Consider the following 17,745-nt stretch of genomic DNA (forward strand, 5'->3'; position numbering starts at 1 on the left):
CCGCAGTCATGCCGGGGCATGGCGTGGATTTGCAGCGCAGCTGAGCGCTTTTTTCGTGTGCGGAGTCGGCCATCAAGAAAATTCCAGTCCTTCCTTAAGAGCGGCCGTGGCGGCTTTTTTCAACTCGGCGCACAGCTTTTTCAACCCCGGCTGGCACGACGATGTCGCCAGCACCTGGATTTTTTCCAGGTCGCTGCTATTTAACGTTGGGTCCAAATGCCACGTCACAAACCGTTTCAGCGCGCGGTCCTTCTTGATCAGGTTCGCCAGCATGGGAAGTGTGTCCCAATTGTCCACCAACCTGCGCGCCACGGCTTCTGAAAAGCCTTCCCCAATGCTGCCTTCGTCGCAATGACCAAATTGCTTGCGTGCCTGGTCGATCTTATCCCAGTTATCAAGATAATCGACCATCGTTTCCGCAGCGTCGGCCTGCGCCGTGGTACATTTTTTCGCATGTGCGGCCGGGCTCAGGAAAGCGCATAACATGAGGGCGGCGCCAATCTTCAATGCGGCCTTATGCACGACTAGGCCTGGTGCGGCGTCGTGCGCTGTGTGAATGCGTCCCACAGTTGTGTTCCACTCGGACCGTCGTGATTGGAGAGGTGCGCATATGGTCAACGATCACCGCCATTGCTTCGTCTGTTGTGCGAATACATCCCTTTGTCGGATGTCGCGGGCCTGGGTTGGTCGGGTGATGAAGCCGGCCAGAATGCACCCCGATCCCCTCGTGGCCCGGCACAAAGAAGCGGACGATCCCATGCAAACCATACATACCGTTCGCATCCCGAACGTGGTGCTTGGGCGAGCTCCTGTCTTGCGACATATATCTACCGTTGGGAATATGCGTCAGCGTCGCGGCGCGTATAACATTGTTATACGCCACCCAAGATCCAATTAGCGTCGTATCGTTATCGTAAAGATGAATCTTGTGGGTCGAACCATTAAATACTAAAGTGGACATAGTTTTCTATTAATAGTGTTGTTTGAATTACAATTATAGCAGATTGGCATACGTTGCGAGCAGAATCGTCGGATTTCGGGGATTTTCTGCCTCTGTCAACGCAGTTGAGTCGGCGGCACCTTGCTCAAGCGCGTTGCTATTTGAAGGCGTTCGCTGCGGCTTTTTTCAGGTCGGCGCACAGCCCCGTCAAGTTCGCCGGACAGGATGACGTTGCCAGTGACTGGATTCGATTGGTGTCGGAGGTGTCGAGGGTGCCGTTCACATGCCGGATCACAAAGGCCTTGAGCGCGCGATCGTGCTTGATGAATTTTGCCAGTTCGGGCAGCGTGCTCCAGCGATTTTCGAGCTGCATCGCCACCGCACCGGAAATGAGTTCCGACAGGCCGCCATCGTCGCAGTGACCATATTGCTTGCGGAAATGGTAGAACTGTTCCCAGGTGTCGAGGCGATCGACCATCGCCTCGGCAGCATCGGCCTGCTTGCCGGTGCATGTTTTCGCCAGCGCGGCCGGACCAAAGGACGCGCACGACAGCAGCGCAGCGGCGATTCTCAGCGCGTGCTTATGCATGACGATGCTCATCGTGATCGCCAAGATGAAGCGGGTGTGTAGCGCCATTCAATACCAGCATCGACATTCTATATTCCTGAGTATGTTGTTGTAATTGCAATCTAACCAGATTAGCATATAAAGCATTTGGCAGGGCGTAAATCGCCAGGATGGCATCCGCGAGAGGCCGCATTGGCAGCCGCCATGGGATGGCGGGGAGGGTTGGTGCATGCCGCAGCTATCGGCATTCCCACTCATTGACAATTAATTTTATAGTAAGGCATAAATTCAACGTTGGTGCTTTTGTTATAATAGTTAAAGGCAATTTCGCCCTGACCTAGGAAACTACTATGGCAATTGACGTATACCTCCAAATAGACGGCATCAAAGGCGAGTCCGCCGACTCCGGTCACAAGGACTGGATCGAGTGTGAATCGGTGGCCTGGGCTGTATCGCAGCCACGTTCTGCTACGTCCTCGACCGCTGGTGGCCACACCGCCGAGCGTGCCGAATTGTCGGAAATTAGCTTTGTCAAAATCGCCGACCTGGCCTCGCCTTTGCTCGCGCAAAACTGCGCTTCGGGTAAGACGCTGCCAAAAGCGAAGTTTGAATTCTGGCGTGCCGATGGCGCGGGCGAACGCATCAAATACTACGAAATCGAACTGGAAAACGTCCTGGTCGGCCACGTCGCGCCAAGCGTCGGTGCTGGCAGCATCATGACCGAAAGCGTCGCCCTCAAATTCTCGAAGGTGAAGTGGAAGTACGTCCAGCAAAAAATCGGCGGTGGCGCTGGCGGCAATACGTCCGGTGGTTGGGACGCGGCAGCCAACAAGGTCGTCTGATCGAACGGCGGCCTCTGGCCGCCAATCGCTGCAGCGGCGCGGCATGCGGCGCCGGATGCAAACAAAACGCCTGATGGAGAGTTCATCCTCCTCAGGCGTTTTTTAATAGAAGGCGGCTTTGGCCGCTTTTTTCAGTTCCTTGCACAACCCTTTCAAGGCCGGCGGGCGCGATGACGTTGCCGGCGCCTGGACTTTTTCCATGTCGCTGCCATTTAACGTTTGATCGAGATGCGACAGCGGTGCATGTTTTCGCCTGCGCGGCCGGCGTCAGGAAAGCGCGCACCATCAGCGCGATCGCACTGGCCACGCATCGGCTGGCTGCGCCTGCATGCGGGAGATAGCGCGCGGTAGCGCATTTAACAATTGACATTAAAATAATACATAATTCCAACGTTAATGTTTTTGCTATAATGCGTTAGGCAATTTCGCCCCTGTTTAAGGAAGCTACGATGGCAATTGACGTATATCTCCAAATCGACGGCATCAAAGGCGAGTCCGCCGACTCTGGCCACAAGGATTGGATCGAGTGTGAATCGGTAGCCTGGGCTGTATCGCAGCCACGTTCGGCTACCTCCTCGACCGCTGGCGGCCATACCGCCGAGCGCGCCGAATTGTCGGAAATTAGCTTTGTCAAAATCGCCGACCTGGCCTCGCCTATCCTCGCGCAAAACTGCGCTTCGGGTAAGACGCTGGCAAAAGCGAAGTTTGAATTCTGGCGCGCCGATGGCGCCGGCGAACGCATCAAATACTACGAGATCGAACTGGAAAACGTCCTGGTCGGTCACGTCGCGCCAAGCGTCGGTGCCGGCAGCGTCATGACCGAAAGCGTCGCCCTCAAATTCTCGAAGGTGAAGTGGAAGTACGTCCAGCAAAAAATTACCGGTGGCGCTGGCGGCAATACCGCGGGCGGCTGGGACGCAGCGGCCAATAAAGTGGTCTGATGCAGGGGCGGCCACTGGCCGCCTTTTTTATATCTTTACGCAAGACAATCCAAGGAATCAAGGTAGCGTCATGAAGAAGATTTTTGTCGTGATGACGCTGGCGCTTGCCTTGCCTTTTTACGCTTATGCAGACAACAAAGCGCCTTGGGAAGGCACATTCAAGCCGTTCAAGGGCGAGTATGAAATCTATGGCGGTTCGCTGCAGGAACAGAAAGCGCCGGGCCGGAATGACAGCAAGGTGGCTTTTAGCGTTGAAGGCTCGGCTGCCAAGGGCATGTTCGATGCGATGCAGCCCGATGAAAAGCGCAAATGTACCGATGCCGCGGGGTACCGCGAGCGGCGCAAGGGCAATGTGACCTGCACATACCAGCCGCACAGTGGCTACAACTGCAATTTCGGTTTCGATCTGCGCACCGGTAAAAGCATCAGCGGCGCCAGCTGCTAGCGCGCTTGATCCTTGATCCGCCCACGCTGCGCGGATAAACAAAGGCCATGGGGTGTGAAGTGGCCTGATGCAGGGGCGGCCGCTGGCCGCTTTTTTTATATCTTTACGCAGGAAAAATACGATGGCAAAAACACCAATTTCGATTCAAGACAGCAGGGGTTTTGTCGGGCTGGCGCCAGCGCCGATGTTCCTGGTCGAGCGGCCGTTGGCTGTAATCAGCGTGCCGGCATGAAGAATATTCTCATCGCGCTCTTGTTTGCAAGCGGACTGTGTTCATTCGCTCACGCCGGGACTAAAGAGCCGTGGGAAGCCCATTACAGGCCGCTCAAAGGCGAGTATCTGATGTACAGCGGCTCGCTGGGAGAACTGCAGGCGCCGACCCGCAAGGACCGCAAGGTGTCGATCCGTGTCGAAGGCACGGTGGCAAAAGAGATGTTCGATTCGATGCACCCGGATGACAAGGACACCTGCACGACGGCCCCAGGCCATCGCGAGCGGACCAAGGATGGCGTGTCGTGCATCTATGATCCGGACACCGGTTACGCTTGCTATGTCGGATTCGACCTGCGCACCGGTAAAAGTATCGGCGGTTCAATCTGCTAGCATGAACCGCCCGTGCCGCTACATCAGGATGACGTCGTACTGTTCCTGGTGATACGCGGTCTCGACCTGCAGCGAAATCTGCTTGCCGATGAAGTCCCCCAGCATCGCCAGGTGCTGCGACTCTTCTTCCAGGAACAGGTCGACCACTTCCTGCGAGGCCAGGATGCGGAATTCGCGCGGATTGAACTGCTTCGCCTCGCGCATCAATTCGCGCAGGATCTCGTAGCAGATGGTGCGGCTGGTTTTCACCTGGCCCTTGCCGGCGCAGGCCGGGCAAGGCTCGCACAGGATGTGCGCGAGCGACTCGCGCGTGCGCTTCCTGGTCATTTCCACCAGTCCCAGCGCCGAAAAATTCGACACCGACACCTTGGTGCGGTCGCGCGACAAGGTCTTCTTCAACTCCTGCAGCACCGCGTGGCGGTGCTCGTTGTTGTCCATGTCGATGAAGTCGAGGATGATGATCCCGCCCAGGTTACGCAGGCGCAGCTGGCGCGCGATCGCATGCGCCGCTTCTAGGTTGGTCTTGAAAATGGTGTCGGCAAAATTGCGCCCGCCGACAAAACCCCCGGTGTTGACGTCGATCGTGGTCATGGCCTCGGTCTGGTCGACGATCAGGTAGCCGCCCGATTTGAGGTCCACGCGCCGCCCCAGCGCGCGCAGGATCTCTTCTTCCACGCCGTACAGGTCGAACAGCGGACGCTCGCCGGTGTAGTGCTGCAAGCGCGTGAGCACCGTCGGCGTGTAGGCCTTGGCGAATTCGACCAGCATGGCGTGGTTCTCGCGCGAGTCGACCTGGATGGTGGCCGTTTCGTCGTGTACGAAGTCGCGCAGCACGCGCTGGGCCAGGCTCAGGTCCTGGTACAGCAGGCTGGTGGCGGGACGCGTCTTGGCGCCGTGCAGGATCGCGCTCCAGGTCTTGCGCAGGTAGTCCACATCGGCCGCCAGGTCGCTGTCGGACGCTTCCTCGGCCATGGTGCGCACGATGTAGCCGCCTTTTTCCTCGGCCGGCAGCAGGCTGTGAAGGCGCGTGCGCAGCAGTTCGCGCTCGGACTCCTTTTCGATCTTTTGCGAGATGCCGATATGGCTGTCCTGCGGCAGGTACACCAGCATGCGCCCGGCGATCGAAATCTGGGTCGACAGGCGCGCGCCCTTGGTCCCGATCGGGTCCTTGATCACCTGCACCGTCAGCACCTGGCCGTCGAACAGGATCTTCTCGATCGGGGTCGGCGCCACGCTCGGGCCTTCGTGGGTGCGCGCTTCCCAGATGTCGGCCACGTGCAGGAAGGCGGCGCGTTCGAGGCCGATGTCGATGAAGGCCGACTGCATCCCCGGCAGCACGCGCACCACCTTGCCCGAGTAGACGTTACCGGCCAGCCCGCGCGTGAGGGTGCGCTCGATGTGCAGTTCCTGCACGGCGCCTTGCAGGATCAGCGCCACGCGCGTCTCCTGCGGAGTGATGTTGATCAGGATGTCTTCGTTCATGGTTCAGGGCCGCCGTGCAGATTATAGTTATAGGGACGAGGCCGGCGGGAGCCACTGGCGCGCGCACAAGGGCGCATCAGGCCAGCGGAATGCCCGCTTCGCGCAGCAGCTGCGCGGTCTCGAACAGCGGCAGTCCGACGATGCCCGAATGGCTGCCTTCGATATGTTCGACGAACAGCGCGGCCAGGCCTTGCAGGCCGTAGCCGCCGGCCTTGTCGTACGGTTCGGGGGTGGAGCAGTAGGCCTTGATCGAGGCCGCCGACAGCTTGGCGAAGCGCACCTGCGACACTTGCGTGAGCTGGCGCTTCATGTCGGTATGATAGACCGCGATCGCGGTCATCACCTGGTGGGTGCGGCCGGACAGGCGTTCGAGCATCTCCATCGCTTCGTTGGGCGAGCCGGGTTTGCCGAGGATGGCGCCATCGATGGTCACGGTGGTGTCGGCCGCCAGCACCGGACGCAGGGTCAGGCGGCGGTGCTGCACCATGTTCCAGCCGAAGGCCGCTTTTTCGTTGGCCACGCGTGCCACGTAGTCGATGGCCGCTTCGCCCGGGTGCACCACTTCGGTCACGTCCGGCCCGCGCGGCGTATCGTTGCGCAAGGTGAGCAGCTCGAATTCCACGCCGATCTGGCGCAGCAATTCGCGCCGGCGCGGGCTTTTCGAGGCAAGGTAGATTTTTCTGTCGATCGGTTTCATCGGATTCCCGCATTCCCTTTTGTCAGACGCGATGATAAGGGTGATTCTGCGTGATCGACCACGCCCTATACAACTGCTCGGCAAGCATAACACGCACGATACCGTGCGGGAGCGTCATACTGGAAATACGAATCAGCCCCTCGGCGCGCGCCTTGAGTTCGGGATCGAGGCCGTCGGCCCCGCCGATCAGGAAGACGGTGTCGCGCCCGTCCTGCTGCCACTGCATCAGCTGTTGGGACAGGCCCACGCTGGTCAGGTCCTTGCCGCGTTCATCGAGCGCGATGATGCGTGCGTTCTTGGGCAGGACCGCTTCGATGCGCTCGCGTTCGAGCGCCATGGCGGTAGCCGCCGTCTTGCTGCCGGAACGTTCGACCGGCTTGATTTCCTTGAGCACGATGCGCAATTCAGGCGGCATGCGCTTCGTGTACTCGGAAAAGCCGGTCTCGATCCAGGCGGGCATCTTGTGGCCGACCGCAGCGATCATGAGCTGCATCGATGCTTACTCTGCGTCTTTTTTGGCGACGCGCTTGATGACTTTCTTGACCGGCACGGCGTCGGCCGGAGCTTTCGGGGCCTTGACGGCGGCGGCGCGTTTCGGCGGCAGTGCCTTGAGGGCCTTGACGGCGGCTTCTTCGGTCTTGGTCGCGGCGACCTTGACCACTTTGCCGACGGCTTTCGACGCGGCTTTTTTGGCTGGCGCTTTTTTGGCGGCGGCTGGGGTCTTGGCGGCGGCGGCTTTTTTGGCGGCCGGTTTGCGTTCGTTGACCGGCTTGACTTCAGGCGCTTCCTGGGTCGAGGCGAGGTGCTTCGACTTCGGCTTGACTTCGGCCGCTTCGGCCGCTTCCACGGTGCCCTTGCGCTTGGCCGCGCCCAGCTTGACCGGCTTGTCGCCCCAGATTTCTTCGAGGCGGTAGTACTGGCGGATCGCCGGCTGCATGATGTGGACGATCATGTCGCCCAGATCGACCAGCACCCATTCGCCGGTGTCTTCGCCTTCGATGCCGATCACGTCGCCGCCGGCTGCCTTGACCTTGTCGCGCACGGAGGCGGCCAGCGCCTTGGTCTGCCGGTTGGAGGTGCCGGAAACGACGGCGATGCGGTCAAAGAGGCTGGTCAGGTGAACGGTATCGAACACGGTAATGTCCTGGCCCTTCACATCTTCGAGGGCGTCGACGACGAGGGTCTGCAGTTTTTTAATATCCATTAGATTTCGTATAAATTATGTTGTTGAATATAGTCTAGCACTACCGGGGAGATAAGCGAGTTTGCCTTCTCGCCCCGTTGTAATGCCGCACGAATCTGGGTGGCGGAGATGTCCACGTCCAGCGTCTCGGCCAGGTAAGCCCTGCCGGACGGGGTGTTACGCAATTGCGCCAGGCTGCCCCGGCGCATGGTGAGTTCTTCGGCGACGGCCGCCGGCAATGCCGCATCGGCCATCGAAAATCCAGGGCGCGCAGCCACGCCGATATGGGCCAGTTCGAACAGCTGCCGCCATTCGCGCCAGCTGTCGAGCTGCTGCAACTGGTCGGACCCCATTAAAAAAACGATCGATGCATCCGGCCCGAGTTCGGCGCGTACGCTGCGCAAGGTGTCGATGGTGTAGGTCGGCGTGCCGCGTTCGATTTCCTGCAGGTCGAGCGTGACCGCCTGCGCGATATTCTCAGCGGCGCCGGCGAAGGCCAGGCGCAGCATGGCGATGCGGTCGGCGTCGCGCGCCTGCAAGCCGCTCTTTTGCCAAGGGCTGCCGGCCGGCAGGATGCGCAGCTGGTCCGGTTCGAGCAGGGTGGCAAACAAGGTGGCCAGCGCCACATGACCGTTATGGACCGGGTCGAAACTGCCTCCCAGCAGCGCGACGCACAAGGTCACGTAGCGAGCCAGTCGCGATGCACCAGGAAGTCGCTGTACAGCCTCGCTTCGGCGCTGCCGGCTTCCGGGTGCCAGTCGTAGCGCCACTTGACGATCGGCGGCATCGACATCAGGATCGCTTCGGTGCGGCCGCCCGACTGCAGGCCGAACAGGGTGCCGCGGTCCCACACCAGGTTAAATTCGACATAGCGGCCGCGCCGGTAGGCCTGGAAGTCGCGTTCGCGCTCGCCGTACGGCGTGTCCTTGCGGGCGATGAGGATCGGCAGGTAAGCCTTGACGAAGGAGTCGCCCACGCTTTGCGTCATCGCGTACGAGAGCTCGAACCCGGCTTCGTTGAAGTCGTCGAAGAAAATCCCGCCCACGCCGCGCGGCTCCTTGCGGTGTTTCAGGTAAAAGTAATCGTCGCACCAGTGCTTGAAGCGCGCGTGCAGGGTGCTGCCGAACGGCGCCAGGGCGTCATGGCAGGTCTGGTGGAAGTGGCGCGTGTCGCCTTCGTCGCCGTAGTAGGGCGTCAGGTCCATGCCGCCGCCGAACCACCATACGGGTTCTTCGCCCGGCGCGGTGGCGGTGAAGAAGCGCACGTTCATGTGGACCGTCGGCGCGTACGGGTTGCGCGGGTGGACCACCAGCGACACGCCCATCGCTTCCCAGGCGCGGCCGGCCAGTTCGGGACGCGAGGCGGCGGCCGATGGCGGCAGGTTGGAACCCATCACGTGCGAGAAATTGACGCCGCCGCGTTCCAGTACATTGCCTTCCTCGATCAGGCGCGAGATGCCGCCGCCGCCCTCGGGACGCTGCCATTCTTCACGCAGGAAGGGCTTGCCGTCGGCTTCTTCGAGCGCTTGCACGATGCGCGCTTGCAGGTCGAGTAGCCAGGCCTTGACGGCCGCAGGGGAGGGGGATGACATCGGGGAGCGGAAATGGAGAATAAAATCGGGAATAAAAATTGAGGACGAATTGTACACCGTGCCGGTGTTTTATGATATAGCCCCTGAAACCGTCGTCCCCGCCTTCGCGGGGACGACGATGTAAGCGGTCGTGGTCTATTCTTAGTGCTTCAACCCGCGCCAGCCGATATCGCGGCGGAACTGCGCGCCGTTGAAGTGGATCTTGTCGACCGTTTCGTAAGCCTGCTTCTGCGCCATCTTGACGCTGTCGCCCAGGCCCACCACGCACAGCACGCGGCCACCGCTGGTCACCAGCTTGCCATCCACCTGGCGGGTGCCCGCATGGAAGGTCACGCATTCCGGCGTTTCGGCGGGAATGCCGTCGATCACATCGCCCTTGCGCGGATCGTCCGGATAGCCGCAAGCTGCCAGCACCACGCCCACCGCCGTGCGCCGGTCCCAATCCAGTTCGACCGTCTCGAGCGTGCCGTTCACCGCATGCTCCATCACCGTCACCAGGTCGCTCTTGAGGCGCGCCATGATCGGCTGCGTCTCCGGGTCGCCCATGCGGCAGTTGAACTCCAAAGTCTTCGGATTGCCTTTGTCGTCGATCATCAGCCCCGCGTACAAAAAGCCGGTGAACACGATGCCGTCTTTGGCCATGCCGTTGATGGTCGGGTTGATAATCTCGCGCATCACCCGTGCATGCATGGCCGGCGTGACGATCGGCGCCGGCGAATACGCGCCCATGCCGCCCGTGTTCGGGCCTTCGTCGGCGTCTTTCAGGCGCTTGTGATCCTGGCTGGTCGCCAGTGGCAAAATGTTTTTGCCGTCGCACATGACGATGAAACTCGCTTCTTCGCCCGCCAAGAATTCTTCGATCACGATGCGCGCGCCGGCGTCGCCAAAGCGGTTATCCGCCAGCATGTCGTCGACCGCCTGGTGCGCTTCCTCGAGCGTCATGGCGACCACGACACCCTTGCCGGCAGCCAGGCCGTCGGCCTTGATGACGATCGGCGCGCCATTGGCTTCGATGTAGGCGTGCGCCTGCGCCACGTCCGAAAACGTCTGGTAGGCCGCCGTCGGAATGCCATGGCGCTGCATGAACGCCTTGGCGAAGTCTTTCGAGCTTTCCAGCTGCGCCGCTTCTTTGGTGGGCCCGAAAATCTTCAGGCCGCGGCCGCGGAACAGGTTCACGATGCCGGCCGCCAGCGGCGTTTCGGGACCGACCACGGTCAGGGCGATGCCTTCGCGCTGGACGAATTCGGCCAGTTGCTCCGGGTCCGACAGTTCGACGTTGACGAGGCGGATGTCGCGCGCCGTGCCGCCATTGCCCGGGGCGACGTAGACCATCTGGATACGTTCGGATTGGGCCAGTTTCCAGGCCAGTGCATGTTCACGGCCGCCAGAGCCGACTACCAGGATTTTCATAGGAGCTTAATCTTCGATCAGGACGTTGGTATAGACTTCCTGCACATCGTCGAGGTTCTCGAGCGCGTCGAGATTTTTTTGCATCTTGATGCCGTCGTCGCCGCCGATCACGGTTTCGGTCGACGGCTTCATGATGATCTCGGCCACTTCGGCCTTGAAGCCGGCAGCTTCCAGTGCTTCTTTCACGGCCGCGAAGCTGAACGGATCGCACAGCACTTCGAAGCCGCCTTCTTCGTCGGCCACCACGTCTTCGGCGCCGGCTTCCAGGGCCGCTTCCATCAACTTGTCTTCGTCCACGCCGGGCGCGAACAGGAACTGGCCGCAGTGCTTGAACATGAACGCGACCGAACCCTCGGTGCCCATGTTGCCGCCGTGTTTATTGAAGGCGTGGCGCACTTCGGCCACCGTACGTACGCGGTTGTCGGTCATGCAGTCGACGATGATGGCCGCGCCGCCGATGCCGTAGCCTTCGTAGCGCACCTCTTCGTAGTTCACGCCTTCGAGCCCGCCCGAGCCGCGCTGGATGGCGCGCGTGACGTTCTCTTTCGGCATATTGGCGTCAGCCGCCTTGTCCACCGCCAGCCGCAGGCGCGGGTTGGTGGCGATGTCGGGGCCGCCCATGCGCGCGCCAACGGTGATCTCTTTGATCAATCGGGTCCAGATCTTGCCGCGCTTGGCGTCGGTAGCGGCCTTCTTGTGCTTGATATTGGCCCATTTGCTGTGTCCAGCCATGTCGAAATTTCCTTAGACGGTATGCATCAGTGGCTAATGGCGTGACCTAAACCGCTTAAAGCAGTCACTGACCTTAAAGCCGTCTTTCCCGCGCAGGCGGGAATCCATGGCACCTGTGAACATAGGTGTTATGGACCCCCCGCCTGCGCGGGGGCGACGGCGCTTTTAAGTCAACGCCCTCAGCATCAGTGGCCGACATTTTAGCATAGCGGCCTTGCCGAAATCCGCCGGCCTCCAGCCAGTTTGCGCGATTCGTTCTACAATCGCTGCATGAACAAAAGCGCAACGCCCGCCCTCGCCCAATCGATCCCGCGCCCGGCCCTGATGGCCGGCCTGGCCCTCGCCATCGCAGGCGCGGTGCTGTTCTCGACCAAGGCGGTGCTGGCCAAGCTGATGTACCGCTACCAGATCGACGCCGTCACCGTGCTCGCGTTCCGCATGCTGTTCTCGCTGCCGGTGTTCGCCGCCGTCGCCATCTGGAAGATGAGAACCGAGGCGCCGCTGCCGGTCGCCGACCGCTGGCGCCTGGTATTCCTGGGCGTGGTCGGCTACTACCTCTCCAGTTTTCTCGACTTCCTCGGCCTGCAATTCATCTCGGTCGGGCTGGAACGCCTGATCCTGTTCCTCACGCCGACGTTTGTCCTGCTCATTACCTCGGTATTCCTCAAGCGCCACATCAGCCGCATCGAGTGGCTGGCGCTGCTCGTGTCGTACTGCGGCATCGTGCTGGTGTTCGTGCATGACCTGCACGGCGGCGCCGGCAGCACAAGCATCGGCGCGCTGCTGGTATTGGGTTCGGCGGTGTCGTACGCGGTGTACCTCTTGATGTCGGGCGAGATGGTGCGCCGCATCGGCTCCCTGCGCCTGGTGGCGTATGCGATGTGCGTCTCGAGCGCGGTGTGCATCGGCCAGTTCTTCGTGCTGCGGCCCGCCTCGATGCTGGTGCAGCCGGCGGCGGTGTACTGGTACTCGCTGGCCAACGGGATTTTTTGCACCGTGCTGCCGGTGTTCATGACCATGATCGCGGTGCAGCGCATCGGCGCCTCCACCGCCTCGCAGGCCGGCATGATCGGCCCCGTCTCGACCCTGTTCCTCGGCGCGCTGGTATTGGGCGAGCCGATCACCGCCGTGCAGCTGGGCGGCACCGCGATGGTACTGGCGGGGATTTATATGCTGTCGAAGAAAAAATAGCCAATAGCCCGACCCGACCCACCCGACCCCATGAAAGCGACCGAATGAACCCACCGACCATGCCCCGCATCGCCCTGATCGCGCACGACAAGAAGAAGGATGACATGATCGTGCTCGCCGGCGAGTACGTCGATTTCCTGCGCGGCTGCCAGCTGATGGCGACCGGCACCACCGGCGCGCGCCTGATCATGGAACTGGGGCTGGCGGTGGAACGCAAGGAGTCCGGCCCCTTTGGCGGCGACCTGCAGATCGGCGCGGCGCTGGTCGAGGGCCAGATCGACGCGGTGGTGTTCCTGCGCGACCCGATGACGCCGCAGCCGCACGAACCGGATATCAACGCGCTGGTGCGCGCCTGCGATGTGCACAATGTGGCTTGCGCCACCAATCTGTCGACCGCTCACCTGCTGCTGTCGCATCTCAGGCTCGCGGCCGCACAACCAATCCCAGAATCAGACAGGAGTCCAGCATGATGGCAAAAGCAATCCGTATCAACCGCACCGGCGGCCCCGAGGTCATGGAATACGTCGATGTGGACGTGGGCGAACCCGGACCGGGCGAAGCGCGCGTGCGCCACGCCGCGTGCGGCATCAACTATATCGACGTGTACTTCCGCACCGGCTTGTATCCGCAGCCGCTGCCGGCTGGCCTGGGCATGGAAGGCGCGGGCGTGGTCGAAGCCATTGGCGAGGGCGTGACCGAAGTGGCCGTGGGCGACCGCGTGGCCTACGCGGGCCGCCCGAACGGGTCTTACAGCGAAGTGCGCAACATGCCGTCGGCGCTGCTGCTGCGTCTCCCGGACGCGATCTCGTTCGAGACCGGCGCCGCCATGATGCTGCAGGGGCTGACCGTGCAGTACCTGTTCCGCCGCACCGTGCCGCTCAAGCGCGGCGACACCATCTTGTTCCACGCGGCCGCCGGCGGCGTGGGCCTGATCGCCTCGCAGTGGGCGCGCGCGCTGGGCGTGAACATGATCGGCACCGCCGGTTCCGACGAAAAAGCGGCGCTGGCCAAGGCCGCCGGTTGCAGCCACGTTATCAACTACAACACCGAAGATTTTGTGGCGCGCGTGATGGAAATCACCAACGGCGACAAGGTCTCGGTGGTGTACGACTCGATCGGCAAGGATACCTTTACCAAGTCGCTCGACTGCCTGCGCCCGCTCGGCACGATGGTCAGCTTCGGCAATGCCTCCGGACCGGTGCCCGATTTTTCGCTGGCCGAGCTGTCCTCGCGCGGCTCGCTGTTCATCACCCGTCCGACCCTGTTCAGCTACGCCGCCAAGCGCGCCGACCTCGAAGCCATGGCGGCCGACCTGTTCGCGGTGGTCGCCAGCGGCGAGGTCAAGATCGATATCCACCAGACCTACAAGCTGGCCGACGCCGCGCAGGCGCATATCGACCTTGAAGCGCGCAAGACGACCGGTTCGTCGATCCTGGTGCCATGAGCGCGCAGGGTGGTGGCGACGATGGCTCGCCCAAGTTCGGGCGCCTGTTGATCGGGCTGATTCTGGCGGTGCTGCTGATCGTGGGGATCACCTTCGGCTCGGAGGCCTGGCTCGGTCATCCATGAAAAAACGCGCTCGATGGAGCGCGTTTTTGGTGAGGGCTGGCCAATCAGCCTTCGCGTTTCAGTTCGACCCGCCGCGCCACCCCGCTCACGCCCGGGAATTCGGCAAAGGCGCTGTGCACCAGCGCCGGCATCAATGCCGGGGTGGACATGTCGCGGCTCATGTTATGCACGGTGACGTCGAACAGGCGCTTGCCGTCCGGGATGGACTTGATCCCGACCTGCAGTTCGCGCCGGTACTGGTGATCGATCCGTTCGCGGTACATCGGCGCGCCGGTCCAGAACGGGTCGTAGAAGGGGCTGTGCCAGCCGCCCCAGTAACGCCGCGCACCCCAGTAGCGGCCGCGGTAGCCGTAGCCCCCAAAAGCGAAGCGCGGGCTGGCGTAAAAGAAGGGATCGACCATTTCCACGATGCGCACCGGGATGTCGGTGGTGGTGAAGCGCATCGAGATTTTGAGGGTCGGCTTGCCGCTGTCGCCGGCGTCGCGAAAGCCCAGGCGATTGAGTTCGCCGCGCACCAGGTTCTGGTAGCTGCGCAGTTCGAGCGTATCGTCCTGCACCGGCGGCGCTTCGAAGACATAGGTTTTATCCTGCAACTCGGCCGGCCACTGGTGGAAGGTGGTCACATCGCTGCGGATCGTGCTCGCGCAGCCTCCCAGCAGCAGGGTCAGCGCCGCACCGGCGGCCATCAATAATCGTCTCATTGCATTACTCCCATGACTCAAAACGGATTTCACCGAAGCTAACTTTATGGCTCACAGTCTATTTTCGCAGAATTTTTACAAGTTGTTACCCACGTTCACACTGCGATACAGGCAATTACGAGGCAATGAGGCGCGGCGCAAGCTTGTGGTATTGGTAAAATAGGCTCCCGACTCACCGTCCCTTCCGAGATCCCATGCGCACAGACACTCCGCAAACCATCTATCGCAAAGAGTACACCCCGCCCGGCTTTATGGTGGAAACGGTCGAACTTGGCTTTGATCTCGACCCGCAGCGCACCATCGTCGCCAGCCGCCTGACCATGACGCGCAATCCCGAGAGCAAGGGGCGCGCGATTGAGTTGCATGGAGAGAACATCATCCTGGTGGCGCTGCGCATGAACGGCAAGACCCTGTCCAAGCGCGATTATCGCCTCGACGACAAGATGCTGGTCATTCCCAACGCGCCGGATGACCTTACGCTGGAAATCGAAACCCTGACCGCGCCGGTCAAGAACACGACCCTGAACGGATTGTACGTATCGAACGGCAACTTTTTCACCCAGTGCGAAGCGGAAGGTTTCCGCAACATCACGTATTTCCCCGACCGTCCCGACGTGATGGCGAAATACACGGTGATGTTGCGTGCCGATAAGGCGACCTATCCGGTACTGCTGTCGAACGGCAACCTGATCGAAGAAGGCGACCTGGGCGACGGGCGCCACTTTGCCAAATGGGAAGACCCGTTCAAGAAGCCTTCCTATCTGTTCGCACTGGTCGCGGCGCGCCTGGTGTGCCAGGAAGAAACGTTCAAACTGGCCGACGGGCGCTCGGCGCTGCTCCAGGTGTGGGTGGAGGAGGGCAACCTCGACAAGACCGATTACGCCATGCAGTCGCTCAAGAACTCGATTCGCTGGGATGAAGAGCGCTTCGGGCTCGAACTCGACCTGGACCGCTTCATGATCGTCGCCGTGGGCGACTTCAACATGGGCGCGATGGAAAACAAGGGCCTGAACATCTTCAACACCAAGTTCGTGCTGGCCAACCCGCGCGTGGCGACCGATATCGACTATGCCGGCATCGAAGCGGTGGTCGGACACGAGTATTTTCATAACTGGACCGGCAACCGCATCACGTGCCGCGACTGGTTCCAGCTGTCGCTCAAAGAAGGATTGACGGTGTTCCGCGACCAGGAATTCTCGGCCGATATGATCGGCACCGAGAGTGGACGCGCGGTGACCCGCATCGACCAGGTGCGCACCCTGCGCCAGGCCCAGTTCCCGGAAGACGCGGGGCCGATGGCGCATCCGGTGCGGCCCGATTCGTTCGTGGAGATCAATAACTTCTACACCGTCACCGTCTACGAAAAAGGCGCGGAAGTGGTGCGCATGTACCAGACCCTGCTCGGGCGCGAACGCTTCCGCAAGGGCATGGACCTGTATTTCGAACGCCATGACGGCCAGGCCGTGACCTGCGACGACTTCCGCGCCGCCATGGCCGATGCCGGAGAACGCGACCTGTCGCAGTTCGAGCGCTGGTACAGCCAGGCCGGAACGCCCGTGGTGCACGCCGAAGGGCGCTACGACGCCGACGCATTGACGTACGAGTTGACCCTGACCCAGCGCTGCCCGGCCACGCCCGGCCAGGAGCGCAAGCTGCCGTTTCATATTCCGGTGGCGGTCGGCCTGCTGGGCGCCGACGGGCGCGACCTGCACCTGAACGTCGACGGGCTCGATGCCGTCACCGCCGTGCTGGAACTGACCGACGCATCGCGCACTTTCCGCTTTAGTGGTGTGAAGGAAGCGCCGACGCCGTCCATCCTGCGCGATTTTTCGGCGCCCGTGGTGCTCGAATACGACTACACCGACACCGAACTGCTGCACCTGTTCAGCCATGACAGCGACCCGGTCAACCGCTGGGAAGCGGGCCAGCGCCTGGCCATGGCGCGCCTGCTCAAGCTGACAAGCGCGGTGGCCGCGGGCGACACGCTCGACCTGGACACCACCTTCATCGAAGCGCTGCGCAAGATCCTGGCCGACGAATCGCTCGATGCCGCCTTCCGCGAGCAGGCCTTGCTGCTGCCGTCCGAAAGCATGATCGCCGACCAGATGGAGGTGGTCAATCCGCAGGCCATCCACCAGGCGCGCCAGTTCGTGCGGCGCACCATCGGCGAGGCGCTGCGGGTCGATTTACGGGCCCAGTACGACGCCAACCAGACCCCGGGCGCGTACAGCCCCGACGCCTTGTCGGCGGGGCGGCGCGGCCTGAAGAACCTGGCCCTGGCCTACCTGGCGTCGACCTCCAGCGAAGAGGGCATCGCGCTGGCGCAGGCGCAGTTCGACAACGCCGGCAACATGACCGACCGGGTGGCTGCGCTGGGGGCCCTGATCCACGCGGGCGCCGCGTCGGCGCAGGCGGCGCTGCAATCGTTCTACGCCGACTTCGACAACGAGGCGCTGGTGATCGACAAATGGTTCGCGATGCAGGCCGCGGCCCCGGCGACCGACGTGGCGGCGGTGCGCGAGTTGATGCGCCATGCGGCCTTCAACATCAAGAATCCGAACCGCGCGCGCAGCCTGGTATTTACTTTCTGCGTCGGCAATGCCTCGCAGTTCCACGCGCCCGACGGCAGCGGCTATGCCTTCTGGGCCGAGCAGGTGATCGCGCTCGACGCCCTCAACCCGCAGGTGGCCAGCCGCCTGGCGCGCTCGATGGACCGCTGGCGCAGGTACGCGCCGGCCCTGCAGGCGCACATGAAGAAGGCCCTGCAGAAGGTCGCCGGCGTGAAAAAATTATCCAACGACGTGCGCGAAGTGGTGAGCAAGGCGCTTGCCAATTAATCGCCGCGACGAC

The 17,745-nt window shown here is 61.8% G+C and carries 21 protein-coding genes; 9 read left to right on the plus strand and 12 right to left on the minus strand.

The genetic code is table 11. The features are described 5' to 3' along the window. Nucleotides 1-72: 72 nt before the first annotated feature. From F1609_RS02380 to F1609_RS02385, 3 genes are all read right to left on the minus strand, one after another. Nucleotides 73-522 (minus strand): hypothetical protein, encoded by a 450-nt coding sequence (locus F1609_RS02380; RefSeq protein WP_167074271.1) that lies wholly within the window; start codon nt 520-522, stop codon nt 73-75. Further along, on the minus strand, nt 515-961 hold the full coding sequence (locus F1609_RS35325) for a L,D-transpeptidase family protein (RefSeq protein WP_370661587.1): 447 nt from the start codon (nt 959-961) through the stop codon (nt 515-517). Before F1609_RS35325 ends, F1609_RS02380 begins: the two co-directional genes overlap by 8 nt. A 136-nt stretch (nt 962-1,097) precedes the next feature. Continuing rightward, a complete protein-coding gene (locus F1609_RS02385; protein ID WP_167074273.1) occupies nt 1,098-1,541 on the minus strand; it encodes a hypothetical protein in 444 nt (147 codons plus the stop codon). Nucleotides 1,542-1,858: 317 nt separating this feature from the next. Here F1609_RS02385 and F1609_RS02390 point away from each other — a divergent pair, with 317 nt between their 5' ends. The 4 genes from F1609_RS02390 (at nt 1,859) to F1609_RS02405 (ending at nt 4,339) form a co-directional block, all read left to right on the plus strand. Beyond that, nucleotides 1,859-2,350 carry an Hcp family type VI secretion system effector gene (locus F1609_RS02390; protein ID WP_167074275.1) on the plus strand — a complete coding sequence of 164 codons (492 nt, stop codon included), beginning with the start codon at nt 1,859-1,861 and terminating at the stop codon, nt 2,348-2,350. A 449-nt stretch (nt 2,351-2,799) separates the two neighbouring features. Continuing rightward, a complete protein-coding gene (locus F1609_RS02395) occupies nt 2,800-3,291 on the plus strand; it encodes an Hcp family type VI secretion system effector (RefSeq protein WP_167074277.1) in 492 nt (163 codons plus the stop codon). Between the two features lie 70 nt (nt 3,292-3,361). Next, nucleotides 3,362-3,736, plus strand: a complete 375-nt coding sequence (locus F1609_RS02400) for a hypothetical protein (RefSeq protein ID WP_167074279.1) — start codon at nt 3,362-3,364, stop codon at nt 3,734-3,736. A gap of 54 nt (nt 3,737-3,790) precedes the next feature. Then, nucleotides 3,791-4,339, plus strand: coding sequence for a hypothetical protein (locus F1609_RS02405; RefSeq protein ID WP_229421567.1), 549 nt, complete (start codon nt 3,791-3,793; stop codon nt 4,337-4,339). Between the two features lie 18 nt (nt 4,340-4,357). Here the strand turns inward: F1609_RS02405 and rng are convergent, their stop codons facing one another. The 8 genes from rng to F1609_RS02445 form a co-directional block, all read right to left on the minus strand. After that, a complete protein-coding gene (gene rng / locus F1609_RS02410; protein WP_166889867.1) occupies nt 4,358-5,821 on the minus strand; it encodes a ribonuclease G in 1,464 nt (487 codons plus the stop codon). Between the two features lie 76 nt (nt 5,822-5,897). After that, the gene (locus F1609_RS02415; protein WP_167074281.1) at nt 5,898-6,518 is read right to left on the minus strand and encodes a Maf family protein; all 621 of its coding nucleotides are present in this window, start codon (nt 6,516-6,518) and stop codon (nt 5,898-5,900) included. 22 nt (nt 6,519-6,540) lie between these two features. Continuing rightward, nucleotides 6,541-7,011, minus strand: coding sequence for a 23S rRNA (pseudouridine(1915)-N(3))-methyltransferase RlmH (gene rlmH, locus F1609_RS02420; protein WP_166873557.1), 471 nt, complete (start codon nt 7,009-7,011; stop codon nt 6,541-6,543). Between the two features lie 6 nt (nt 7,012-7,017). Next, nucleotides 7,018-7,722 (minus strand): ribosome silencing factor, encoded by a 705-nt coding sequence (gene rsfS, locus F1609_RS02425; RefSeq protein ID WP_167074283.1) that lies wholly within the window; start codon nt 7,720-7,722, stop codon nt 7,018-7,020. Then, nucleotides 7,722-8,384, minus strand: coding sequence for a nicotinate-nucleotide adenylyltransferase (locus F1609_RS02430; RefSeq protein ID WP_167074285.1), 663 nt, complete (start codon nt 8,382-8,384; stop codon nt 7,722-7,724). Before F1609_RS02430 ends, rsfS begins: the two co-directional genes overlap by 1 nt. Beyond that, nucleotides 8,381-9,292 (minus strand): oxygen-dependent coproporphyrinogen oxidase, encoded by a 912-nt coding sequence (hemF, locus tag F1609_RS02435; protein WP_167074287.1) that lies wholly within the window; start codon nt 9,290-9,292, stop codon nt 8,381-8,383. Before hemF ends, F1609_RS02430 begins: the two co-directional genes overlap by 4 nt. A 141-nt stretch (nt 9,293-9,433) precedes the next feature. Beyond that, nucleotides 9,434-10,702, minus strand: a complete 1,269-nt coding sequence (gene purD / locus F1609_RS02440; protein WP_167074289.1) for a phosphoribosylamine--glycine ligase — start codon at nt 10,700-10,702, stop codon at nt 9,434-9,436. A gap of 6 nt (nt 10,703-10,708) precedes the next feature. Further along, complete coding sequence (locus F1609_RS02445; RefSeq protein WP_167074291.1) at nt 10,709-11,434, minus strand: YebC/PmpR family DNA-binding transcriptional regulator; 726 nt, start codon at nt 11,432-11,434, stop codon at nt 10,709-10,711. A 270-nt stretch (nt 11,435-11,704) separates the two neighbouring features. On the opposite strand from F1609_RS02445, the gene F1609_RS02450 reads away from it, so the two are divergent. From F1609_RS02450 to F1609_RS34990, 4 genes are read left to right on the plus strand one after another with little or no spacing between them, the layout of a single operon-like run. Continuing rightward, nucleotides 11,705-12,625: a DMT family transporter gene (locus F1609_RS02450; protein WP_167074293.1), complete on the plus strand. Its 921-nt coding sequence runs from the start codon at nt 11,705-11,707 to the stop codon at nt 12,623-12,625. 44 nt (nt 12,626-12,669) lie between these two features. Further along, nucleotides 12,670-13,095, plus strand: a complete 426-nt coding sequence (locus tag F1609_RS02455) for a methylglyoxal synthase (protein ID WP_167074295.1) — start codon at nt 12,670-12,672, stop codon at nt 13,093-13,095. Then, a complete protein-coding gene (locus tag F1609_RS02460; protein ID WP_167074558.1) occupies nt 13,095-14,069 on the plus strand; it encodes a quinone oxidoreductase family protein in 975 nt (324 codons plus the stop codon). Before F1609_RS02455 ends, F1609_RS02460 begins: the two co-directional genes overlap by 1 nt. Continuing rightward, nucleotides 14,066-14,194, plus strand: a complete 129-nt coding sequence (locus F1609_RS34990; RefSeq protein WP_267876760.1) for a hypothetical protein — start codon at nt 14,066-14,068, stop codon at nt 14,192-14,194. Before F1609_RS02460 ends, F1609_RS34990 begins: the two co-directional genes overlap by 4 nt. A 44-nt stretch (nt 14,195-14,238) precedes the next feature. Here the strand turns inward: F1609_RS34990 and F1609_RS02465 are convergent, their stop codons facing one another. Then, nucleotides 14,239-14,895 (minus strand): DUF4136 domain-containing protein, encoded by a 657-nt coding sequence (locus F1609_RS02465; RefSeq protein WP_167074297.1) that lies wholly within the window; start codon nt 14,893-14,895, stop codon nt 14,239-14,241. 194 nt (nt 14,896-15,089) lie between these two features. Here F1609_RS02465 and pepN point away from each other — a divergent pair, with 194 nt between their 5' ends. Next, nucleotides 15,090-17,732: an aminopeptidase N gene (gene pepN, locus F1609_RS02470; protein ID WP_167074299.1), complete on the plus strand. Its 2,643-nt coding sequence runs from the start codon at nt 15,090-15,092 to the stop codon at nt 17,730-17,732. The last annotated feature ends 13 nt before the right edge of the window (nt 17,733-17,745 follow it).

Source organism: Massilia aquatica (assembly GCF_011682045.1).
GTDB lineage: Bacteria > Pseudomonadota > Gammaproteobacteria > Burkholderiales > Burkholderiaceae_D > Telluria_A > Telluria_A aquatica.